The following is a 23,983-nucleotide window of genomic DNA, read 5'->3' as shown; positions in this document are numbered from 1 at the left end:
AGTAAGAGTGTAAAACAAGGGTAAGACAACAGTAAGATTTCTTACTATTCTTACTGTTTTTTATTGCAGTTGTTGGATGATTTTATCTATTTCTTCCTTTTCTTTTGGGTTGTGAACTTTGTTTTTGTGAAGATTATTCGCTTTTAATAGCGTACCTGTTTTAGTAACAAATTTTTCAGAACGTTCTATTGCCGTAGGATTGAAACCATTAAAAAATGGCTTTAGTTTTGTTACAAGGTAACTAAACTGTGTAGTTTCGCACTGAAGATAAATTTGCGATTCTGTATTTGCAAAATCTTTTGTTAATAACAGTTGGTGCAACTGTTCAACAGTTGTGCGGTTATCTAACAAATCGATTTTTAGATTTACTTGTTTAAGTACAGTTAGCAAGGTTGAGGTGTCATTACTTTTATATCCAAAAGAAGTCTTGGGTTTTGCTTTAGCTTTTGATTTTGTTTTAGCAGCAACTTTTTTAGTGGTGTTCTTTTCTAATAAGCTAACATCAAAAGTTTCATCATTAAAATATTTTTCTGCAATTTCAGAAATAGAGAATTTTGTATTTTCCGAAAACTGTCCGAATTGCTCTTGTAGTTCAGCATACAACCTCATAACAGACACTTTTAGGTTGTTTATGATATAATTGTCATCATTATTTAAATCTGTTGTTATTCCTCTTTTATTGATATAAGTTGAAATGTCATTTAAGTACTTATCAAATTTATTAAGTAGAATGGTATAGCTGTATTTATTTTCTGGTGTAGTTGCATTTTTCGGAAATTCCTTCGCAAATGATGCTACTGTATTTTCTGTTTCATTAAATATTAGCTTTTGATAGTATTCTTTTTTGGCATTTAAAGGCTTTTTAAAGGTTACTTTAAAAACTGCGTTATTAGCTTTTTGGTTCAATTTAAAATCAGACAATAAGTATTTAAAATCCTTTTCCTGTCTATTATCTCTATGTAAGCCATTGGTTATAGAAACCAAACTTGAAAATATACTTCCTTTCATTATAAATCCAGTTGAATACGGTTAGCAGCTTCTTTCTTTTTATCGTCAATTACTTTGGCATATATCTGTGTAGTGCGTAACTCTTTATGACCTAATAATTTTGATACAGTATATATGTCTGTACCCAAAGTTAATTGTAAGGTAGCGTAGGTATGACGCGCACAATGAAACGTAATAGTTTTAGTAATACCTGCTTTCATCATCCATTGTTGTAATTTTAAATTAGACCAGGCACTATAATGTAAGCCATCAAATACTTTATCGTCTGGATTACCTTTTTCTCCTAATAGATTTCTTGCTTGGTCTGATATTGGTAAGGTTGCGACACCTTTAGTTTTCTTTTGTCTAAATCGGATATAATATCCCATTTCTTTTGAGTGCTGGATTTCTGACCATATTAACTTCTCAATATCTGACCAACGTAATCCAGTTAAAGCTGAAAAAATAAAAGCATTCTTTAAAATAGGCAGTTCACATTCTGTATTAACTGCCTTTTGTAATTCATCAAGCGTTAAAAATTCTCGTTGAGGTTCGCCTTGTTTAAAATACTCTACACCATTTGCAGGATTTACTTTTAATATGCCATCCTTGACCGCTTGTTTTAATGCCGCTGAAAATTTACCATAATACGAATATTTTGAATTTTGAGACAATTGCTTACCTGCTCTACCTATTGCTTCTTTATCTAAATACTCTTTGAAACGCTCAACAAACGATTTGTCTATATCTTGAAAACTAACATCTGTTGGACAAAACTTTTTTAAATGTTTTAGCATACTATTCCAATTACCATAATTGCCAGAGCTTGTATTTTTCTTTTCTGCTAAAGCTGTGATATAAGTAATAAAACTACCTTTTAGCTTTTCAATATCTTGAAAGCCATAAATACCATTTTGAATTTCTATTTGTCGCTGTGCACATATAGTTTCAGCCAATTGTTTGGTTTTCTTATTAACCTCTCTTTCAGTTTTGGTTTTAGGATTAGGTGTAAGGTATAAGCGTAAGTATTCTGTTTTACGTTTGCCTTTATGATAGTAATCTAAATACAGACTTATTTTGTCGTTCTTCTTGCGTTGTCTTAATGTTACTTTCATAATGGAATTAATTAAAAAGGTTTTCTATTTGCCATCTGGCCACAATACGCTTTCTACCAAAAGGAACTGCTTTTAAACGTCCTTGTTGAATCATTCTTTGAATGGTCCATCTACTCACGCCAATCAGTTGTGAGGCTTCTGTTACGCTTAAAAAATCTTTGTTATTTACAGCATTAGGATTGCGAACTTCAACAACTTGTTTTTGCTGTTGCATATCTTCAGTAAGAGTAGCTTGAATTTTTTCTTGACGTTTGCGTGCCTTATAAGCTCTTTTTGCACAAGTATCGCCACAGTATTTAGTAACTGTTGTACGTGCTGTAAATGCATTACCGCAATGCTTACAAGTTTTAGGAATGAATAAATTACTGCTCATAAATGGTGCGTTATGTAGCGTAATGGTGCAACGTGGTGCGTTATGGTGCATCATTTCGCCAATATCTTAGCCAACAGAAATGGGCAACAATTCTATATTTCAGGCAACAGATATACAACAAATTTAATCAAAAAAGAGCAAATAAACAACAAATAAAAGAAGACAAAACACTATAAAGCCAACAATAACAAGGGATTAACAAATAAAAGAAAGTAAGTTACTTCCCAATACAAAAATTAGCAAAAATATTACCAAGTAAATCATCGCTTGTAATTTCACCTGTAATTTCCCCAAAGTGAAATAATGCTTGTCTAATATCTATTGCTAAAAGGTCTCCAGACAAACCAGAATCTAAACCATATTTTACTTTTGTAACTTCTTCAAAAGCTTTTATTAAAGCATCATAATGCCTAGAATTAGTTACAATAGTTTCGTTATTACGCAAAGCTCCTGTATTTACAAAACCTAGTAGTTTTTCTTTTAAAGCATCTACTCCTACTCCAGATTTTGCAGATAATAAATGAAGATTATCAATAGAAATCTGTAATGCTTCTACTTCATTTTCTAAAAGCTTGTCGACTTTATTAGCTATTACTACTAATGGTTTTAAAGGGTATTTGTTTTTTATTTTTTCTATTTCAACAATAAATTTTTCACTATTTGTTTTAAACTTTTCTGCATCAAACAAATACACAACAACTTGAGCTTGATCTATCTTTTCAAAAGTTTTTTTAATACCAATACTTTCAACAACATCTTTAGTTTCACGAATTCCTGCAGTATCGATAAAACGAAAACCTATTCCTCCTATAACAATTTCATCTTCAATAGTATCTCTTGTAGTTCCTGCAATTTCACTTACAATGGCGCGCTCTTCATTTAATAAGGCATTAAGCAATGTCGATTTCCCAACATTGGGTTCGCCAACAATGGCTACAGGAATTCCGTTTTTAATAACATTACCAACTGCAAAACTGTCTATCAAACGTTTTAACACAAAAACAATTCTATCTACTAATGCTTTAAATTGTGTTCTATCTGCAAATTCTACATCTTCCTCGGCAAAATCTAATTCTAACTCAATTAAAGATGCAAAATTTAAAAGTTCTTCTCTTAGTTTAGCAATTTCAGAAGAAAAACCACCACGCATCTGTTGCATAGCAATTTGATGTGATGCTTCATTATCACTCGCAATTAAATCGGCTACAGCTTCGGCTTGACTTAAATCGAGTTTTGCGTTTAAAAATGCACGTAGCGTAAATTCTCCAGCATTAGCCATTCTGCAACCATTTCGTAAAAATAGTTGTATAATTTCTTGCTGAATGAATATAGATCCATGACAGGATATTTCTATTACATTTTCTCCAGTATACGAATTTGGGTTCTTAAAGACAGAAACTAAAACTTCATCAAGTATTTTAGTCCCTTCTATAATATGACCTAAATGAATCGTATGTGTCTTTTGCTTACTTAAATCTTTATTGTGAATCGATTTAAAAAAATTAGAACAAATACTTATAGCTTCTGGTCCTGAAAGTCTAATAACAGCAATAGCTCCAGCTCCAGAAGGTGTTGCTAAAGCAATAATGGTATCCTTTAATATCATGTTGCAAAAGTAAGCAATTGTTAAAATATAACTAACATATTTACATTTTGAAAATAAATAACTTATATCTGTTATATTTGCACAAAAAATAATTTATGCAACGTATTATATACCTTTTATGTATTTCTCTTTTTCTAACTTCTTGTACCAAAGAAAAAACAGAAGGATTTGTAGTTAACGGAACTTTAGATAATGCTAAAAACAATAGTTTAGTACAATTGATTAGAACGGAAGCTAGAAAAAATATTATTCTAGATTCTACCCGAGTTACTGAAAACTCATTTACTTTAACAGGTAAAGTAGATAAACCAGACATGTATTATATACAAATTGAAGGAGTAAGAGGAAATCTTCCTTTTATTGTGGAAAACGAATCCATTGATATAAAAATACCTACAGATAGTATTTATGCTTCTTCGATTAAAGGTGGAAAAGAAAACGACTACTACAACGAATACCAAGCTTTTATAAAAACATTGCGTTTTAAAAACAATAAATTGGCGGAAGAGTTCAAAATCGCACAAAGAAAATCAGACACTTCTAAAATCACGAGTATACAACAAGAATTTCAAGGACTCATGAAAGAGAATGACGCTAACGATTTAGACTTTATGACTACAAATAAAGATGCGCTATTATCTGCTCTTCTTTTAGAACGTGCCATAATGACAAATAAATTAGAATATAACAAAATTAAAGAGTTATACACCAATTTTGATGAAACTATAAAAAATACAAGACCTGGTAAAAAAATAGCTACATTTATTATTGAAAACAAAAAAACTGCTATTGGTAGTGTTGTACCAGATTTTTCTGGTCCAAATCCAGAAGGAAAAACTATAGCTTTAAATGCTATAAAAGGAAAAGTTACAATTATCGACTTCTGGGCAGCTTGGTGTGGTCCTTGTAGAAAAGAAAATCCTAACGTTGTAAATGTATATGAAAAATACCACAACAAAGGTTTAGAAATTATTGGAGTTTCTCTAGATGGTACACCGCAACAAAAAGATGCAAAACAAGCTTGGATAGATGCTATTGAAAAAGACAACCTAAATTGGCATCATGTATCTAACCTACAATACTTTAATGACCCTATAGCTAAAGAGTTTAATATAAATGCAATTCCTGCAACCTTTATAATAGATGCCGAAGGTAAAATAGTAGCTAAAAACCTTAGAGGGCCTGCTCTTGAAGAAAAAATAGCAGCGCTGTTAGATTAAAATTTCTTCCTATTTTAACAATATTTATTTTGTCATTTTGAGCATTGTATAAAAAATCTATCCTTTGATTTATACACTTTGGTCAAAATGACATTTTTTTTATCCTTGGTTTACTTTTTTAAATCTTCCCCATTCGTTTCAAAACAAATAACAAAACAATTGGTATTGCCAATAATCCAATCATTAAAAGATTCGTTTCAAAAAGCCAAGTTGCTAATAAAAGTGTTATTAAATAACCTCCAATGGCACCACCAAAATGTGCATCGTGTCCAATATTACTAGATCTAGTTTTCATTCCATAAATAGAATATAACAAATACCCTATTCCAAAAACATAAGCAGGAATTGGTATAGGCACAAAAAACATGTACAAACTCATATCTGGACGTAATAAAATTGCAGAATATAAAATTCCCGTTACTGCTCCACTAGCACCAACAGCACTATAATGATATTCGTTTTTATGAAAATACAAGGATAACAAACTCCCCAAAATTAAACTACCAACATAAACAAGTACAAAACTTAATGTACCTAAATCTTGTATTACTATATCTGCAAAAAAGTATAATGTTAACATATTAAACAACAAATGTTGTGTGTCTACATGTAAAAAACCAGAGCTAAACATTCTAAATTGCTCTCCTCGTTTTATCCCTCCAACATTAAACTTATATTTTTCGAAAAAATTAAAATCATTAAACCCCTTGTAAGAGATTAATACATTTGCTACAATCACTACAATTGTTACAATACTTAAATTGCCCATAAATTTGAAACGTTTAAATCAAATATAACATATATTTGTTCTTGCAAATCTAAAATTATTTCATGCAATTTCTTGCTTACATTTTAATTTATCCACTTTTATGGATTATTTCTATACTTCCGTTTAGATTATTATACATTATCTCGGATGTTTTATATGTTCTGGTATACTATATAATTGGTTACCGAAAAAAAACAGTCAAGTATAATTTAGAACTTGTTTTTCCCGATAAATCGGAAAAAGAAATTCAAGCACTTTCTAAAAAATTCTTTCATCATTTATGTGATATGATTTTAGAATCGGTAAAATCATTAACGGTCTCTGAAGCTGAAATGATTAAACGTTTTAAATTAATTGGTTTAGAAGAAGTACATAAATTAGAAAATGAAAATAGAAATATTGTTCTAATGTGCGCACATTATGCAAATTTTGAGTGGATTTTTATAGCACAAAGATTTATTAAAATGAAAGGCTTTGGGGTATATAAACGCTTAAACAACAAATATTTTGATCGTTTAATAAAACGAAAAAGAGCAAAGTATAACACAACACTTATTACAACAAAAGAAACCATTTCTGTTTTAATGAACTCGATTAAAAAAGGAGAACAATCTATTAGTGGTTTTGTATCCGACCAATCCCCAAAACCCAATAAAGCTTTTCATTGGAATGATTTTATGGGAATAAAAGTTCCTGTGCATACAGGAGCCGAAATGCTTGCAAAAAAACTAGACACATCTGTAGTTTTCTTTGGAGTAAAAAAAGTAAAACGTGGTTATTATGAAACTACTTTTAAAACCATAGCAATTAATGCAAAAGATTATAAAAATTACGAAATTACAGATATGTTTCTAAAACTAGTAGAAAAACAAATCTATGAAGCTCCAGAATATTATTTATGGACCCATAAACGTTGGAAACATAAAGATAAAGTTCCTGCTAAATTTCAATAACAATTAAACAAAAAAAATCCTCGAAGTCATTTCGAGGATTTTTTTTGTTTTATATTCCAGCTATTTCTTTTAATTCTTTTATAAATCTATCTGCTAGAGTATTTGCTGTTTCTTGCGATTTTGCTTCTGTATAAATTCTAATAATTGGCTCTGTATTACTCTTACGTAGATGTACCCAATTTTCAGCAAAATCAATTTTTACTCCATCAACGGTAGTAATATCTTCATTTGCATAACGAGATTGCATCGTATTTAAAATAGCATCTACATCTATTTGAGGTGTAAGCTGAATTTTCTTTTTACTCATAAAATAGCTAGTATACGTTTTACGTAATGCACTAACTTGCATATCTTTTTCTGCTAAAAGACTTAAAAATAAAGCAACACCAACTAAAGAATCTCTACCATAATGACTTGCAGGATAAATAATACCTCCATTACCTTCACCACCAATTACAGCATGGTTCTTTTTCATTAACTCCACGACATTAACTTCTCCTACTGCACTGGCCTCATAGGTTCCACCATGTTTTTCTGTAACATCACGTAATGCCCTAGATGAGCTCATATTACTTACAGTATTTCCGGGTGTTTTACTCAATACATGATCTGCACAAGCTACCAAGGTATATTCTTCACCAAACATTTCCCCACTTTCATCCATAAATGCAAGTCTATCTACATCTGGATCTACAACAATTCCAAAATCGGCTCTTTCTTTAACAACCATTTCAGACAGGTCTGTTAAATGCTCTTTAAGAGGTTCTGGATTGTGTGGAAAATGTCCATTAGGCTCACAATATAGTTTTACAGGATGTACGCCTAAACGTTCTAATAACTCAGGAATTGCAATACCTCCTGTTGAGTTCACACCATCTACAACCACTTTAAAATTAGCATCTTTAATGGCTTTTACATTTACCAAATCTAGTGCTAAAACGGCATCAATATGTAAATCTATATATGCTTGATTTTTGGTTATTTTACCTAGGTAATCTACTTCTGCAAATTGCATCGTATCTGCCTCTGCAATCTTTAAAATTTTCTCTCCTTCTACTCCATTTAAAAATTCGCCTTTCGCATTTAAAAGTTTTAAAGCATTCCATTGTTTAGGGTTATGGCTTGCTGTTAAAATAATCCCTCCATCTGCATGCTCCATTGGAACAGCAATTTCAACTGTTGGCGTTGTAGACAAACCTACATCCACCACATGAATTCCAAGACCTACCAAAGTATTCATCACTAAATTTTGAATCATTTCACCAGAAATTCTAGCATCTCTACCAACCACAACTTTATAGTTTTCTTTATTGCGTTGTTCTTTTAACCATGTACCATAAGCTGCTGCAAATTTTACTGCATCAATTGGTGTTAAATTGTCGCCAACTTGGCCTCCAATGGTTCCTCGTATTCCTGAAATTGATTTTATTAAAGTCATAAATAATGTAATGTTTTTACAAATATAATATTTCAAAACGGGAATCTTACATTATGAATTTGTAAATTCACAGAATGAATTTTCTAGCCCATATTTATCTCTCTGGTAGTAACGAATTTATAACAATTGGTAATTTTATTGCTGATGGTATTCGTGGAAAAAAATATCAAAAATTCAACAAAGAAATACAAACAGGAATACTATTACATCGACAAATTGATTCCTTTACAGATGCCCATAAAACAGTTAGAGAAAGCACCAAACGTTTACATAAAAATTACGGCCATTATTCTGGTGTTATCGTCGATATTTTATACGATCATTTTTTAGCAAAAAACTGGAGTAATTATTCCGATATTCCTTTAGATAAATATGTAGATGATTTTTATATTGTATTACAAGATAATTTTGAAATTCTCCCTAGCCGAATTCAAAAAATGATGCCATATATGATTGCAGATAATTGGCTACTAAGTTATGCATCTATAGATGGAATTGCCAAAGTTTTAGAAGGAATGAATCGAAGAACCAAAAATCGCTCAAAAATGAATTTGGCCGTAAATGAATTACAAGAGTTTTATAACGAATTTGAAGATGAGTTTACTCGATTTTTTGAAGAATTGATTTCATTTTCTAATGAAAAATTAATAGAAATACAATCCAAACAATAAATCGAATTATCATTAAAAGCTACTATTATATCTGATAAAACGAATACACTATGAAAAAATACATTTTAGTAATACTTTTAAGCATTCTAGTTTTTACTTGTAAAAAAGAAACAAAAAATAATAGACAAGGTTTAGTTACAAAACATGCCATGGTCGTTTCTGCTCGCGAAGAAGCTTCCAAAATAGGAAGTGTTATTATGAAACAAGGCGGAAATGCTTTCGATGCTATGCTTGCAACAGATTTAGCTTTAGCAGTTGCCTACCCTTATGCTGGAAACCTTGGTGGAGGCGGTTTTATGGTTTATCGTTTAGAAAATGGAGAAATTGGCGCCCTAGACTATAGAGAAAAAGCACCTCTAGCGGCTAGTAAAAATATGTATTTAGATTCATTAGGTAATGTAATTCCTAACCTAAGCACTCGTGGCGCTCTAGCTGTTGGCGTTCCTGGTACAGTTGCCGGAACTTTCGAAGCACATAAACGCTTTGGTAAATTACCCATAGAAACAATTATGAAACCAGTAATTGAGCTTGCAAAAAAAGGTGTAAAAGTTACCCAAAAACAAGAATTACGTATTGCAGAAAAACAAGAAGATTTTATAATAGCAAATAAAGAACCTATATTATTTAGTAGAGCTTGGAAAGAAAACGATACAATTAAGTACAACAACCTTGCTGAAACTTTAACAAGAATCATGAAAAATGGTCCTGACGAATTCTACAAAGGAAAAACAGCTAGAATATTAGCAAAACATATTCAAGAAAATGGTGGAATTATAACAGAAGAAGATTTAGCAAGTTATAAACCAAAATGGCGTAAACCAATTACATTTACTTATGATGATTTAAACATTATTTCCATGTCGCCTCCTTCCAGTGGTGGGATTTGTTTGGCACAAATAATGAAAATGATTGAACCATATGATTTACATGAATTAGGACATAACTCAGAAAAAGCAATCCAAATAATTACTGAAGCAGAACGCCGTGCATACGCAGACAGAAGCTTTTACTTAGGCGATCCCGATTTTGTAAATATACCTCAAGAACAATTAATTACTAATAGTTACTTGCAAGATAGAATGAAGGATTTTTCGTTTGAAAAAGCTACTAAATCTGAAGCACTCGCTCACGGAAAAGTGGAAATAATAGAAAGTAATGAAACCACACACTACTCTATTGTTGACGCATTTGGTAATGCAGTTGCAGTAACAACAACTTTAAATTCCGGATTTGGTTCCAAATTATTTTGCGAAGAGCTTGGCTTCTTTTTAAACAATGAAATGGACGATTTTTCTAGTAAACCTGGAGTCCCAAATGTATACGGATTAGTTGGTGCTGAAGCAAATAGTATTCTTCCTCAAAAACGTATGCTAAGTTCTATGACTCCAACTATTATAGAAAAAAATGGAAAACTGCACATGGTGGTTGGTTCTCCTGGAGGTTCTACCATAATCACTTCGGTTATGCAAACCATTTTAAATGTGCATGAATACAATAGCAGCATGCAAGAAGCTGTAAATCTTCCTCGTTTTCATCACCAATGGTTACCAGATGAAATTAGAATGGAACCGTATTCTTTTTCTTCAAAAATGATACATAATTTAGAACAAAAAGGGTATCTCATTAATGAAAAAGATTCTCCAATCATTGGAAAAGTGGACGCTATCTTAGTTTTAGAGGATGGTTCATTAGAAGGTGGAGCAGATAGACGTGGTGATGATGAAGCATCTGGATTTTAATTATGGATTTTAATTATGGATTTTATTACACAATTAGACAAAAGTTTTAGAGCAAATTCAAATTCGGAATTTGCAGCACAAATGAAATCTTATTTAAAAGATAGATTTGAATTATATGGCATAAAATCGAAATTACGAAGAGATTTACTAAAACCATTGGCCAAAAACAATGCATTAGAAATTAGAGATACTATACGAACTTTAGCTTTTAATTTATACGATTTTAAACAAAGAGAAATGCATTTATGCGCTATTGAATTGTTTGAAAAACAATTACGTAAATCGTATAAAAAAGAAGATATTAATTCTATTGAAAAATTAATTAGTGTTAATTCTTGGTGGGATTCAGTAGACTTTATTGCAAAACAAATACTTGGTAAATATCTTATTATACATCCAAACGAAACAGAAAAAATAATTACAAATTTTTCGAACTCTGAAAACTTATGGTTAAACAGAAGTAGCATTATTTTTCAATTGGGTTATAAAGAAAACACAAACAAAGAATTGCTATTCCATCAATGTTTAGAACATAAAGAATCTAATGAATTTTTTATTCAAAAAGCAATTGGTTGGGCACTTCGAGAATATGGCACGTATAATCCAAAAGATGTACTTACCTTTGTAAAGAATAGTAACTTAAAACCTTTAAGCAAAAGAGAAGCTATTAGAAAATTACTTTAATGCTTTTGTATTTTACATAGCAATCCAAGCATAAAAAAACAAACAAGTGGCAAAACAAACAAGCGCAAAAAAAATAGCAAAAATAATTGCAGGAGTAATCATTTTCTTCACCTTACCTACTTTCCTTTTCTTCGGGTTTTTATATTTTAAATATAACGAAGAAATACCTTTAGGAATTGTAGATAAACAAGCGGACGCTTTAGCTTACAAAATGCTAGACGCATTAAACCATAAAAAATATGAAGCAACAGATTATTTAGAATGGACCTTTAAAAAGAGACATCACTTTAAATGGAATAAAAAAGAAGGAAAGTGCCAAGTTTTTTGGAAAAACTATGTGGTGTTTTTAGATTTTAAGGATAGCTCAAAAAATAAAGTATATGCTTCTAATTTAGAAATAAAAGAAAAACAAGAAGCCGAAAAATTAATTAGAAAAGCTACAAAATATTTTAACAACGATTCGTTTTGGTTAGTTGCTCCTTATAAGGTTTTTGACACTGGTACCAAAAGAAGTTTAGTTACTCTAGATAATGGAGAACATGCACTTTTAATTACTTACACTTCTGGTGGGTCTACTCCTGGAGATTCGTATTTATGGTTATTAGACGATACAGGAAAACCAACAGGTTTTAAAATGTGGACCTCTATTTTACCTATTGACGGTTTACTAGCTACTTGGAGTGATTGGATTACTACAGAAACTGGAGCGATGCTTCCAACGTTTCATAAGTTGTTGGTATTAGGATTGGAAATTGAAGATATTAAAAGTTCACAGTCTCAGGAATAAAATAATAAGAATATTATAAACAAAGACTGTAAACTTTAATTAAAATTGTAAGATAGAATCACTTACTTTTTTGCCCTACGAACTGCTGGTCTTTAATTTTAAAAAGCACATTGAATGTAGTTAAACTCCCATAAATACGCGTAATGTATTGTTGCAAATCTATTTTTTCTTGTTCTTCCAAATTACTAGAATTCACCTTTTGCTCCATCACCCGAAGTCTATCTCTAACCATAGTTATTTTATGAAAAAAGTCTTCCACTTTAATTTCTTTTGGTTTTAAATTAACATCTTCTGGTTGTAGAATAAGTTTCCCCCCTTTCCATTTATCTCCTATTGGCACAATCTCAGTTACATCACTCCATTTTTTTAAAATTTGAACCAAACTACTTTCTACATCAAACAAGCTAACGGTATCTACTTCATCCTCTGCAACTTCAATCACTTCAAATGCATCCGTTAAACCAATTGTTTCAAGACCGTTTTCAATAAAAGTTACCCAATAGTGTTTGGATGTAACATTGGTTACTACTCCTTTACCAAATTCACTATGATTTATTCTAGAACCTATTCCTAATATTTTCATACGTACAACTTTTAAATTACTAATTATTTCTAGTTAAAAATTACATGATTTTATAATAAAAATCAAGACACTAAAATATAAAATTTAACAATGTATTCCTTAGCCATTGGAATTTATATATTAAATTTGATAAACTATAAAACGCTATTATAATGATTAAAAACTACTTATTTTTTTTATTACTTCTTCCAATTATAGGTTTCTCTCAAGAGAATTCTTTTTGGCAAAAAGTAAAAAATACAAATATTAAACAAGAACAATTACTAGAAAGAAAAGCAACTCCTTCTGTATATGATGTATATACTTTAGATGTAGATGGTTTAAAACAATTATTAGCTTCTGCTCCAGATAGAGGATTAAATGTAAATTCTGAAGTTATTGTACAATTCCCAGTTACCGATGGTAAAATGGAAAATTTTCAAATATTTAATGCTTCTGTTATGGATTCCGAATTAGCTGCAAACCATCCAGAAATTCAATCTTATGTTGGTGTAAGCAAAGAAAAATCGGGAACAATAATTCGTTTCTCAACAACTGTCTTTGGTTTACATGCATCTATTCAAACCATTGGAAAAACATTATACATAGATCCTTTAACCAAAGATCTAAACTCTTATGTAATTTATGCAAAGCAAGATCTGTATTCCAAACTAGAAGAAAGAATAGGATGTCTTTTAGAAGATACTATTGAAAAAAGCGAAAATACCGACGTTGATTTTACTCAAAGAAATGCAAATGACGGTGTCTTAAGAACCTTTCGTTTAGCATTAGCTTGTACACAAGAATATGCAAATTACCACATCAATGCTGCTGGCCAAGCTGCAGCTACAGATGCTGTAAAAAGAGCTACAGTATTAGCAGCTATGAATGTAACAATGACAAGAGTGAACAGTATTTTTGAAAGAGACTTGTCTTTAACAATGTCATTAATAGACAATACTAGTATTATATTTTTAGCAGAAAATGACGGTTTTACAGATGATGATGCGACACTATTGATCAATGAAAACCAAACCATTATTGACACCAATATAGGAACTGCAAACTATGATATTGGCCATGTGTTTACTACTGGAGGAGGTGGCTTAGCTGCTCGTGGAGGTATTTGCTATAGCAATGCAAAAGCTAGAGGTGTTACTGGTTCTCCAAACCCAGTTGGAGATCCTTTCGATGTCGATTTTGTAGCTCACGAAATGGGACATCAATTTGGAGCAAACCATACTTTTAATGGTGGACAAGGCTCTTGTTCTGGAGGAAACAGAAGTTCTACAACTGCTGTAGAACCAGGAAGCGGAACAACAATTATGGCTTATGCTGGTATTTGTGGGTCTGATAATGTACAAGGTAATAGTGATGATCATTTTCACGCAATTAGTATTGCCGAAATGTGGACACGTATTACACCTCCTGGAGAACCAACTTGTTCTACCGATACAGCAAATGGAAATACTGCTCCTACAGTAAATGCAGGAGGAGACTACACCATTCCTTATGGAACAGCATTTACTCTTACAGGAACTGCTAATGATGTTAATGGAACGACACTATCTTACTGCTGGGAACAAACAGACGTAGGTGTTAGTACAAATGTACCATCTACAACAAGCACTACAGATCCTCAATTTAGATCTTACTCTCCAATGGCTACTGGAGATCGTACATTCCCACAATTAAGTGATATATTAAATAATGACTTAACCCCGGCTTGGGAGGTAATGCCAAACGTTGCTAGAACTATGGATTTTGCGTTAACAGTTAGAGACAACGGCACTCCTAATGGATCACAAACCAATAGAGATGATATGACAGTAACCCTTGCAAATACAGGTCCATTTACTATTACTGCTCCAAACACAACAAATGAAAGCTTCAGTACTGGAGCTTCAACAACTATTACTTGGGATGTAGCTGGAACGACTGCTAATGGTATTAATACTGCAAATGTAAATATCCTATTATCTACAGATGGAGGACAAACCTTTACTACAACCTTAGCTGCAAATACTCCTAATGATGGTTCAGAACCTATTACATTCCCATCTGGACAAGGAGAGCCTTATTGTAGAATAAAAATTGAAGCAGTTGGTAATATCTTTTTTGCAATATCTAAATCTTTTTCTATTGGCGCAACTGTTATAACTTCTACACAATGTAATAACTACACTACAGGTGCTATAGCAACTGCTATTCCAGATGGTGGTGGTGCTAATGTGCAAGGTAATCCTGTATTTATTCCTTTAACGGTTACAGAAAGCACACCAATTACAGATATTAGAGTAAGTGCAGATGTTACTCACTCTTATATTGGAGATTTAATTATGCAATTACAAGCACCAAACGGAGGAGGTTTCTCTAATATTTGGGCCAGAACTTGCAATGATGCACAATACGGAAATATAGATATTACATTTAAAGATGGTGAATCCGCAATTGCTTGTGCTTCGCCAACAACTGGAACCTATGCTCCTGCGAGTTCAATGACTGGATTTACTGGGAATGATCCTTCGGGAACGTGGAATCTTGTATTTGTTGATTTCTATAATGGAGATTCAGGAGTTGTAAATGAATGGTCTATTGAACTTTGTACTACCACAACACAAGTTACTTTGGGTACAGAAAATCAAGAATTAAACAACTTTGCATTATATCCAAATCCTAATAAAGGAAACTTCTCTCTTGCATTTGATTCAAATTCTGGAAAAAACATTAATGTTGCAGTATATGATATGTCTGGTAGATTAGTTTTTAATAAAGAATACGATGCTACCTCAAGATTTAATGAAAACATCTCACTAAACAATGCCAGCTCTGGAATGTATATTATGACGGTAATTGATAATGGTAAAAGAATTACTAAAAAATTAATTATTGAATAATTCACAATAAACCCAATATTTTTAAAACTCCTAAATATATATTTAGGAGTTTTTTATTTTATTGAATTCTAAAATAGAAAAAATTGCAACATATTTTATAAATACTTAAACTAAGGTTCTTTTCAATAATAATAATAACAAAAATCGTATCTTTGCACCTTTGCAAATTTATGGCCAAATTCGAAGAAAATATAGAAGTTCAAGGTGCACGTGTTCACAATTTAAAGAATATAGATGTTACCATTCCAAGAGAAAAACTAGTAGTTATTACTGGCTTGTCAGGTAGCGGAAAATCTTCGCTAGCTTTCGACACCATTTATGCAGAAGGACAGAGACGTTATATCGAAACATTCTCTGCATATGCCCGACAATTTCTTGGTGGATTAGAACGACCAGATGTAGATAAAATTGATGGTCTTTCACCTGTAATTGCAATCGAACAAAAAACGACAAGTAAGTCACCACGTTCTACAGTTGGGACTATTACAGAGATTTATGATTTTTTACGCTTACTATTTGCTAGAGCTAGCGATGCGTACAGTTATAATACTGGCGAAAAAATGGTGAGCTACAGTGATGAGCAAATAAAGGCTTTAATTATAGAAAGTTTTTCTGGTAAACGTATAAATATTCTTGCTCCTGTTGTTCGCTCACGTAAAGGACATTACAGAGAATTGTTTGAGCAAATTGCAAAACAAGGTTTTGTGAAAGTTAGAACAGATGGTGAAATAAAAGACCTTGTAAAAGGTATGAAACTGGACAGATACAAAAATCATGATATTGAAATAGTAATCGATAGATTGAAAATTGATGCATCTGTAGATAATGATAAACGCTTAACCGAAACCATAAACACCGCAATGTATCATGGCAATGATGTGCTAATGGTTTTAGATCAAGATTCTAACGAAACACGTTTTTTTAGCAGAAGCTTAATGTGTCCTAGTTCAGGAATTTCATATCCTAATCCAGAACCTAATAATTTTTCATTTAATTCTCCAAAAGGCGCTTGTCCTAAATGTAATGGGATTGGTACATTGTATGAAGTAAATAAAGATAAAATCGTTCCAGACGATTCCCTTTCCATTAAAAATGGTGCACTTGCACCGCATGGACCAGAAAAAAATTCATGGATTTTTAAGCAGTTAGAATTAATTGCACAGCGTTTCAATTTTAAATTGAGTGATGCTTATAAAGATATTCCTAAAGAAGCGAAACAAATTATTCTCTATGGTGGAAACGAAAAATTTACAGTAGACAGCAAAACTCTTGGTATAAAGAGAGATTATAAAATAGATTTTGAAGGGGTTGCCAACTTTATTGAAAGCCAATATGCAAACGCAGATTCTACTTCGCTAAAACGTTGGGCAAAAGAATATATGGATAAAGTAGCTTGTGGTACTTGTCATGGAGCTCGACTACGTCAAGAATCGCTTTACTTTAAAATAAACAATCAAAACATAGCCGAATTAGCGAATAAAGATATTATTGATTTGGCTGAATGGTTTACAGATTTACATAAAAACCTTTCTAAAACCCAATTACAGATTGCGGAAGAAATCATCAAAGAAATTAGAACTAGATTACAATTTTTATTAGATGTAGGTTTAAATTACTTATCGTTAAACAGAAGTTCTAAAACCCTTTCTGGTGGCGAAGCGCAACGAATTCGTTTAGCAACTCAAATAGGATCTCAATTAGTTGGCGTACTATACATATTAGATGAACCTAGTATAGGCTTACACCAACGAGATAACGAAAAATTAATAAACTCGTTAGTTGCATTACGTGATGTTGGTAATTCGGTAATTGTTGTAGAACACGATAAAGACATGATAGAACGTGCAGATCATGTGATCGATATTGGCCCACATGCAGGAAAACATGGTGGTGAAATTATTAGTCAAGGTACCCCAACAGAACTTTTAAAACACCATACGCTAACCGCAGATTACCTTAATGGCACCAAACAAATTGAAGTACCAAAAACACGTAGAGAAGGTAATGGAAAATTCATGGAGCTTAAAGGCTGTACAGGAAATAACTTAAAAAATATTTCGGTAAAATTTCCTTTAGGAAAAATGATAGGTGTAACTGGTGTTTCTGGTAGCGGTAAATCTACCTTGATAAATGAAACCCTATATCCTATTCTTAATGCATACTATTTTAATGGTGTTAAAAAACCAATGCCATACAAAAGCATAAAGGGCTTAGAACATATAGATAAGGTAATCGATATTAACCAATCGCCAATTGGTAGAACACCACGAAGTAACCCTGCAACTTATACAGGTACTTTTAGTGAAGTTCGTAGTCTTTTTGCAAAAATACCAGAAGCTATGATTCGTGGTTATAAACCAGGAAGATTTAGCTTTAACGTTAAAGGAGGACGTTGCGAAACCTGTCAAGGTGGTGGCTTACGTGTTATTGAAATGAATTTCCTTCCAGATGTATATGTAGAATGTGAAACTTGTCAAGGAAAACGTTTTAATCGCGAAACTTTAGAAATTCGTTATAAAGGAAAAAACATTAGTGATGTATTAAATATGACCATAAATGAAGCTGTTGACTTCTTTGAGCATATTCCAAAAATTAATCGAAAATTAAAAACAATAAAAGATGTTGGCTTAGGATATATTACATTAGGGCAACAAAGTACAACACTTTCTGGTGGTGAAGCACAACGCATTAAACTTGCAACAGAGCTTAGCAAGCGGGATACAGGAAATACTTTTTATATTCTAGATGAACCTACAACAGGATTACATTTTGAAGACATTAGAGTATTAATGATTGTACTAAACAAACTAGCTAATAAAGGTAATACGGTCTTAATTATTGAACATAATTTAGATGTTATTAAAACGGTAGACCATGTTATTGATATAGGTTATGAAGGTGGAAAAAATGGTGGCGAAATTCTTGTAGAAGGCACTCCTGAAAAAGTTGCAAAACATAAAACCAGCTATACCGCAAAATTTTTAAAGAAAGAATTAAAATAAAATAATAGTATTTAGTTTTGTCGAACGGCTAAAAAAAGAAGTAAATTAGCTAGTTGCAAAAAAAATAAAATACTAAAAATTAATAGTAAAATATATGAGAAAAGAACAACATCCAAAAGGTTGGAATGAAAAGAAAACGAATGATTCTTGGGCGATTTTTAAAATCATGGGAGAATTTGTTAATGGTTATGAAAAATTAAGTAGAATTGGACCTTGTGTATCTATTTTTGGATCTGCTAGAACAAAACCAGAAGATAAATATTATAAGTTAACAGAAAAAGTTGCACATAAAATTGTAGATCATGGTTATGGTGTAATTACTGGTGGAGGACCAGGAATTATGGAAGCTGGTAACAAAGGAGCACATCTAGGCGGAGGAACATCTGTTGGTTTAAATATTGAATTACCTTTCGAACAACATGATAATCCATATATCGATCATGATAAAAGTTTAGATTTCGATTACTTTTTTGTACGAAAAGTAATGTTTGTGAAATATTCACAAGGCTTTGTTGTAATGCCTGGAGGATTCGGAACATTAGATGAGTTATTTGAAGCGATTACATTAATTCAAACCAATAAAATTGAAAAATTCCCAATTATTCTTGTTGGAACTGAATTTTGGGAGGGTTTATTTGATTGGGTAAAAGCTACGTTATTAGATAAATTTGGAAATATTAGTGCGAAAGATTTAGATTTAATTCACCTTGTAGATACCGAAGATGAAGTAATAGAAATCTTAGATGCTTTTTATAAAGAATATGGCTTTAGCCCTAACTTCTAAAAAATTATAACCTATAAAACATTTCCATTTTCGCGGAAAGTAAACATGAAAAAAAACATACTAATCGTTTTTATAAGTTTAATTAGTATTAAAAGTGTTTTAGCACAAGACACTTTTAATGCTATGTTTTATAACTTATTAAACTTTCCAACACAAACAAATCCTGTTAATAGAATAGACCATTTAAGTATTATTTTAAATGAATACAAACCAGACATATTTATGGTTTGTGAATTAAATAATGAAACAGGTGCTAATAGCATTATTAATATGATGCAACAAGAAATTAACCCTAATTATGCTATGGCTAATTTTGAGTTAAATACTTCGGATGATACTATAGGAAATCAAAACGATTTACAAAACCTATTGTTTTTTAATAACACAAAATTTAGCTTAGAAAATCAAACTATAATTACAACAATATATAGGGATTTTAACCACTACAAACTAAAGCTAAATACAGATGAAATAAATACAAACCCTATTTATCTAGATGTAATTGTTGGCCATTTAAAAGCTTCTAATGGCGTTGAAAACCAATCTTTGCGTTTGCAAATGGTACAAGACTTAGAAACTTATTTAAATACTATACCGCAAGAAAATCATATCCTATTAGCCGGAGATTTCAACTTATATACTAGCTCTGAAGAGGCTTTTCAAAAATTAATAAATTCCGAAAACCACATTACCTTTGTTGATCCAGCAAACAAAATAGGTTCTTGGCATAACAATACTGATTTTATAGAAGTTTTTACACAGTCCACAAGAACCACTACTGGTTTTGGTGGAGCCACTGGAGGCTTTGATGATCGATTTGATTTTATTTTAACTTCCGAAAGCTTAGACAATTCGACAAATATTAATACCGATTTATTTTTTGTTGAAGATTCTTATCAAGTTATTGGTAATAACGCGAATGTAAATTGTTTTAATCAAGAAATCACATCGACAAGTTGTGCTGAAGATGGAGATGCCTCTACAGCAGATTTTTCTCAAGCAATTAGAGATGCACTTTATAATTTTAGTGATCATCTACCAGTTTCTTTACAAATGCAAACAAATCAGCAATTTTTAAGCATCCCAGAATACATAACATCTAATTATTATGAAATAATTGGGAAAAACTTTGTTTCTAATACTTTAAATTTACGAACCAACAACCAAACATTCACCAACAAAAAACTAAACATTTTTAACACTTTAGGTCAATTAGTAAAAATAATTCCTTTAAATAATGACGAAATTCATAGCATAGACGTTTCTAATTTATCTAATGGTTTATATTACATTACAACACCTAATTTTAATGTAGAACCTTTAAAGTTTGTGAAAGTATATTGAGAAATTGCAACCTACTTTTTATCGTATTCACCTTTGTGAGTTTTTTTAGCTTTAGTCAAAACACCATTGACCTTAAGGCTACTTTTGATGTGGCTGAAAAAAAAATTAAAATAGCTCAAACAATTCAATACCAAAATACAACAAACAATACTTTAGATTACATTTATTTAACCGATTGGAGCAATAGTTATTCCACAAAAAGTACACCGTTAGCTAAACGTTTTGCTGAAGAATATAAAAACGATTTTCATTTCGCAAAAAATGAAGACAGAGGCTATACGGTTATAACCTCTTTACAACAAGACTACAAAGAAGTATCCCACGAAAGACTGAAAGAGCAACTAGATATTATTAAAGTAAAACTAAACACTCCATTAGCTCCTAACGAAACCTACACACTACAATTAAACTATATAGTTCAAATACCTAATGCAAAGTTTACAAGACAAGGTATTTATAAAGACAACAATATTACATTACGATATTGGTATATCACTCCTGCAGTTTATGATGGCGAATGGCATTACTTTAGTAATAAAGATTTAGAAGATGCTTATATTCCTAAAGCAAATCACAACTTTGAAATAACGTATCCTGAGCGTTATATTTTAACTTCAGAACTTAACGAAACCGGAAGCACCAAAAGCAATAACACAATTACAACTACTTTAGAAGGGAAAGATAGAATTAATTCAAAATTATTTTTATTACAAGACCCACAATTTAATACAGTAGAAACCGATTATTTCAATGTGGTATCTAGTATTGATGACGAAAATCTAGCACAAATTGAAAGAGTACTACTAACAGACAAAATTGCTGGATTTATCACTAAAAATCTTGGCGATTATCCACATGAACGCTTATTAGTTTCTAATACAGATTACAGAAAAAAACCAATATACGGACTTAATTTACTTCCAGATTTCTTCCGTCCTTTTCCAGATAGTTTTCAATATGAATTAAAACTATTAAAAACCGTATTATATAATTACCTAGAAAACACACTTCTAATAAATCCACGAAAAGACCAATGGTTAATAGATGGTTTTCAAATTTATTATTTAAAAAAGTATGTAGAAGAAAATTATCCAGAAATGAAAATTTTTGGAAGCCTTTCTAATATTTGGGGAATAAAATCCTTTTATGCTGCACAGCTTAATTTTAATGATCAATACAGTCTTTTGTTTATGAATATGGCCAGAGGTAACCAAGACCAGCCACTAACTATGCAAAAAGATTCTTTGTTAAAATTCAACAAAAATATTGCAAACCCAAACAAAGCTGCTATTGGTTTAGAGTACTTAAATAGTTATGATGAAAACCTAGATATAGAAAAATCTATTCTTGAATTTGTTTCTAATCAAAAATTAAAAGCAACCAATACTAAAGACTTTGAAAATTTTATAACACCCAAAGCAAGCAAAGAAATTAATTGGTTTTTTGACGAATATCTAAAAACAACTAAAAAGATAGATTACAAAATTAAAACCATAGAAAAAAGTAAAGATTCTATTACAGTAGTTGTAAAAAACAAAAGTAAAACAAACATGCCTTCTTCGTTATTTGCTTTACAAAAAGATAGCATCATCAATAAAACATGGCTAAAAAGCAATAAAAAATTAGATACTATTAAAATAGAAAAAAACGAGGCAACAAAACTAGTAATTAATCAAGATAAAATAACACCAGAATTAAATAATAGAAATAACACAAAAGCATTAACAGCTTCATTATTAAATAAACCCTTACAAATTAGACTTATAAAAGATGTAGAAGACACTAGATACAATCAAGTATTAATCATGCCCATTTTAGAGTTTAATAATATATATGATGGCATCGTTGTAGGTACAAAAGCATATAATAAAACCATGCTTAAAAAAAATCTGACATACAAAATAGCTCCACAATATGGTCTAAAATCGAATGCAATAACAGGCTCTGGAAATGTTGTATATGATCAGTTTAATACCACAAATAGAAACTTATTAAAAATTCAATATGTTTTAACTGGAAGTTATGATAGCTATGCTCCTGGCCTATTTGTAACCTCCATTAAACCATCTATAACACTTCATTTTAGAGACACAAAAAACTTACGCGCTAATAAAAGAGGGTATTTAAACCTTAGATATGTTAGTATTCATAGAGACGAAGATGTAAATAATATTCTCTTAGACGAAGCTGCACCAAACTACAACATACTTAATCTTAGATACATTAATAAAAATCCAGGATTAATAGAATTTTCAAGCTGGTTTGCAGATTTTCAAGCATCCCAAAATTTTAGTAAAGTATCCTTTAATTACGAATACAGAAAACTGTACCAAAACAATAGACAATTAAATGTACGTTTCTTCGCTGGTGCATTCTTAAAAAACAAAAACGATATTAACAGTAATTACTTTAATTTTGCTTTGGACAGACCAACTGATTACTTGTTTGATTACAGTTATTTGGGGAGATCTGAAAGTACTGGATTATTTAGTCAAGAATTAATTATTGCAGAAGGAGGTTTTAAATCTAAATTAGAAACCCCCTTTGCTAACCAATGGATGGCAACAACAAACATAAGCACATCAATTTGGCAATATATTCATGCCTATGGAGATTTAGGAACTTTAAAAAACAAACACCAAAACGCCAAGTTTGTATATGATTCGGGTGTTCGAATTAATTTAGTTGAAGATTATTTTGAAATATATTTCCCTGTATATTCTAATCTTGGTTGGGAAATAGCGCAACCACAATACAACCAAAAAATACGCTTTAAATTCACAGCAGACATACAATCACTTCTAGGATTGTTTAGAAGACGTTGGTATTAATTGGATACCTTTTTCTGAAAATACTTTACATATAAAAGCTATAAAGAAATCATCGCTGTAAAGCTAATTCTTATATGTGCATTTGAAACACTTTTAATTCTTTTTGAAATTATCCGACTTACCAACAAACAATAAGAATGCTTTTACAATTTACATCTAATTCTTTCCTACTAAAGTGCTATAAACTTTTTTAAAAACAGAACTTTTTCTCAGTTTAAAAA

Annotated in this window: 18 protein-coding genes; 11 read left to right on the top strand and 7 right to left on the bottom strand. The window is 31.2% G+C overall.

Annotated features, from left to right (window positions below):
• Positions 1-60 precede the first annotated feature (60 nt).
• The 4 genes from Q4512_RS10665 to mnmE form a co-directional block, all read right to left on the bottom strand.
• Positions 61-1,008, bottom strand: a complete 948-nt coding sequence (locus Q4512_RS10665; protein WP_303424280.1) for a DUF6617 family protein — start codon at positions 1,006-1,008, stop codon at positions 61-63.
• The gene (locus Q4512_RS10660) at positions 1,008-2,102 is read right to left on the bottom strand and encodes a site-specific integrase (protein WP_303424278.1); all 1,095 of its coding nucleotides are present in this window, start codon (positions 2,100-2,102) and stop codon (positions 1,008-1,010) included. The genes Q4512_RS10665 and Q4512_RS10660 overlap by 1 nt, the downstream gene beginning before the upstream one ends.
• A 7-nt stretch (positions 2,103-2,109) precedes the next feature.
• The gene (locus tag Q4512_RS10655) at positions 2,110-2,529 is read right to left on the bottom strand and encodes a helix-turn-helix domain-containing protein (protein ID WP_245738299.1); all 420 of its coding nucleotides are present in this window, start codon (positions 2,527-2,529) and stop codon (positions 2,110-2,112) included.
• A gap of 163 nt (positions 2,530-2,692) precedes the next feature.
• Entirely contained in the window at positions 2,693-4,081 is a 1,389-nt protein-coding gene (gene mnmE / locus Q4512_RS10650) for a tRNA uridine-5-carboxymethylaminomethyl(34) synthesis GTPase MnmE (protein ID WP_303424274.1), read from the bottom strand.
• Between the two features lie 95 nt (positions 4,082-4,176).
• Here mnmE and Q4512_RS10645 point away from each other — a divergent pair, with 95 nt between their 5' ends.
• A complete protein-coding gene (locus Q4512_RS10645) occupies positions 4,177-5,301 on the top strand; it encodes a TlpA disulfide reductase family protein (RefSeq protein ID WP_303424272.1) in 1,125 nt (374 codons plus the stop codon).
• Between the two features lie 118 nt (positions 5,302-5,419).
• Here Q4512_RS10645 and Q4512_RS10640 read toward each other — a convergent pair whose 3' ends face one another.
• A complete protein-coding gene (locus Q4512_RS10640; protein WP_303424271.1) occupies positions 5,420-6,070 on the bottom strand; it encodes a rhomboid family intramembrane serine protease in 651 nt (216 codons plus the stop codon).
• A gap of 62 nt (positions 6,071-6,132) precedes the next feature.
• Between Q4512_RS10640 and Q4512_RS10635 the strand changes: the two genes are divergently transcribed.
• Positions 6,133-7,023: a lysophospholipid acyltransferase family protein gene (locus tag Q4512_RS10635; protein ID WP_303424269.1), complete on the top strand. Its 891-nt coding sequence runs from the start codon at positions 6,133-6,135 to the stop codon at positions 7,021-7,023.
• Between the two features lie 49 nt (positions 7,024-7,072).
• Here Q4512_RS10635 and glmM read toward each other — a convergent pair whose 3' ends face one another.
• Complete coding sequence (gene glmM / locus Q4512_RS10630; protein ID WP_303424268.1) at positions 7,073-8,461, bottom strand: phosphoglucosamine mutase; 1,389 nt, start codon at positions 8,459-8,461, stop codon at positions 7,073-7,075.
• A 74-nt stretch (positions 8,462-8,535) separates the two neighbouring features.
• On the opposite strand from glmM, the gene Q4512_RS10625 reads away from it, so the two are divergent.
• From Q4512_RS10625 to Q4512_RS10610, 4 genes are read left to right on the top strand one after another with little or no spacing between them, the layout of a single operon-like run.
• Positions 8,536-9,132, top strand: a complete 597-nt coding sequence (locus Q4512_RS10625; protein ID WP_303424266.1) for an acyl carrier protein phosphodiesterase — start codon at positions 8,536-8,538, stop codon at positions 9,130-9,132.
• Between the two features lie 50 nt (positions 9,133-9,182).
• Positions 9,183-10,871, top strand: coding sequence for a gamma-glutamyltransferase (gene ggt, locus Q4512_RS10620; RefSeq protein WP_303424265.1), 1,689 nt, complete (start codon positions 9,183-9,185; stop codon positions 10,869-10,871).
• Between the two features lie 15 nt (positions 10,872-10,886).
• Positions 10,887-11,555 (top strand): DNA alkylation repair protein, encoded by a 669-nt coding sequence (locus Q4512_RS10615; protein WP_303424263.1) that lies wholly within the window; start codon positions 10,887-10,889, stop codon positions 11,553-11,555.
• A 46-nt stretch (positions 11,556-11,601) separates the two neighbouring features.
• Complete coding sequence (locus Q4512_RS10610; protein WP_303424261.1) at positions 11,602-12,342, top strand: hypothetical protein; 741 nt, start codon at positions 11,602-11,604, stop codon at positions 12,340-12,342.
• A gap of 58 nt (positions 12,343-12,400) precedes the next feature.
• Here the strand turns inward: Q4512_RS10610 and Q4512_RS10605 are convergent, their stop codons facing one another.
• Positions 12,401-12,925: a hypothetical protein gene (locus Q4512_RS10605; RefSeq protein ID WP_303424259.1), complete on the bottom strand. Its 525-nt coding sequence runs from the start codon at positions 12,923-12,925 to the stop codon at positions 12,401-12,403.
• Between the two features lie 152 nt (positions 12,926-13,077).
• Between Q4512_RS10605 and Q4512_RS10600 the strand changes: the two genes are divergently transcribed.
• The 5 genes from Q4512_RS10600 (at position 13,078) to Q4512_RS10580 (ending at position 23,762) form a co-directional block, all read left to right on the top strand.
• Positions 13,078-15,801 (top strand): reprolysin-like metallopeptidase, encoded by a 2,724-nt coding sequence (locus tag Q4512_RS10600; RefSeq protein ID WP_303424258.1) that lies wholly within the window; start codon positions 13,078-13,080, stop codon positions 15,799-15,801.
• 170 nt (positions 15,802-15,971) lie between these two features.
• Positions 15,972-18,803 (top strand): excinuclease ABC subunit UvrA, encoded by a 2,832-nt coding sequence (uvrA, locus tag Q4512_RS10595; RefSeq protein WP_303424256.1) that lies wholly within the window; start codon positions 15,972-15,974, stop codon positions 18,801-18,803.
• Between the two features lie 94 nt (positions 18,804-18,897).
• Complete coding sequence (locus tag Q4512_RS10590; protein WP_303424255.1) at positions 18,898-19,587, top strand: TIGR00730 family Rossman fold protein; 690 nt, start codon at positions 18,898-18,900, stop codon at positions 19,585-19,587.
• A 45-nt stretch (positions 19,588-19,632) separates the two neighbouring features.
• Entirely contained in the window at positions 19,633-20,931 is a 1,299-nt protein-coding gene (locus Q4512_RS10585) for an endonuclease/exonuclease/phosphatase family protein (RefSeq protein WP_303424253.1), read from the top strand.
• An 89-nt stretch (positions 20,932-21,020) separates the two neighbouring features.
• Entirely contained in the window at positions 21,021-23,762 is a 2,742-nt protein-coding gene (locus Q4512_RS10580; RefSeq protein WP_303424252.1) for a metalloprotease, read from the top strand.
• Positions 23,763-23,983: the final 221 nt, after the last annotated feature.

The organism is Oceanihabitans sp. 2_MG-2023 (assembly GCF_030547245.1).
GTDB lineage: Bacteria > Bacteroidota > Bacteroidia > Flavobacteriales > Flavobacteriaceae > Oceanihabitans.
The sequence above is the reverse complement of the archived record's forward strand: the minus strand, read 5'-3'. Positions and strand labels throughout refer to the sequence as shown.

Coding starts and splice junctions, on each gene's coding strand:
- Q4512_RS10605 (WP_303424259.1), bottom strand. CDS start 12,925: ATGAAAATATTAGGAATAGGTTCTAGAATAAATCATAGTGAATTTGGT.
- Q4512_RS10585 (WP_303424253.1), top strand. CDS start 19,633: ATGAAAAAAAACATACTAATCGTTTTTATAAGTTTAATTAGTATTAAA.
- Q4512_RS10635 (WP_303424269.1), top strand. CDS start 6,133: ATGCAATTTCTTGCTTACATTTTAATTTATCCACTTTTATGGATTATT.
- ggt (WP_303424265.1), top strand. CDS start 9,183: ATGAAAAAATACATTTTAGTAATACTTTTAAGCATTCTAGTTTTTACT.
- Q4512_RS10645 (WP_303424272.1), top strand. CDS start 4,177: ATGCAACGTATTATATACCTTTTATGTATTTCTCTTTTTCTAACTTCT.
- Q4512_RS10640 (WP_303424271.1), bottom strand. CDS start 6,070: ATGGGCAATTTAAGTATTGTAACAATTGTAGTGATTGTAGCAAATGTA.
- Q4512_RS10655 (WP_245738299.1), bottom strand. CDS start 2,529: ATGATGCACCATAACGCACCACGTTGCACCATTACGCTACATAACGCA.
- glmM (WP_303424268.1), bottom strand. CDS start 8,461: ATGACTTTAATAAAATCAATTTCAGGAATACGAGGAACCATTGGAGGC.
- Q4512_RS10590 (WP_303424255.1), top strand. CDS start 18,898: ATGAGAAAAGAACAACATCCAAAAGGTTGGAATGAAAAGAAAACGAAT.
- uvrA (WP_303424256.1), top strand. CDS start 15,972: ATGGCCAAATTCGAAGAAAATATAGAAGTTCAAGGTGCACGTGTTCAC.
- Q4512_RS10615 (WP_303424263.1), top strand. CDS start 10,887: ATGGATTTTATTACACAATTAGACAAAAGTTTTAGAGCAAATTCAAAT.
- mnmE (WP_303424274.1), bottom strand. CDS start 4,081: ATGATATTAAAGGATACCATTATTGCTTTAGCAACACCTTCTGGAGCT.
- Q4512_RS10625 (WP_303424266.1), top strand. CDS start 8,536: ATGAATTTTCTAGCCCATATTTATCTCTCTGGTAGTAACGAATTTATA.
- Q4512_RS10665 (WP_303424280.1), bottom strand. CDS start 1,008: ATGAAAGGAAGTATATTTTCAAGTTTGGTTTCTATAACCAATGGCTTA.
- Q4512_RS10600 (WP_303424258.1), top strand. CDS start 13,078: ATGATTAAAAACTACTTATTTTTTTTATTACTTCTTCCAATTATAGGT.
- Q4512_RS10660 (WP_303424278.1), bottom strand. CDS start 2,102: ATGAAAGTAACATTAAGACAACGCAAGAAGAACGACAAAATAAGTCTG.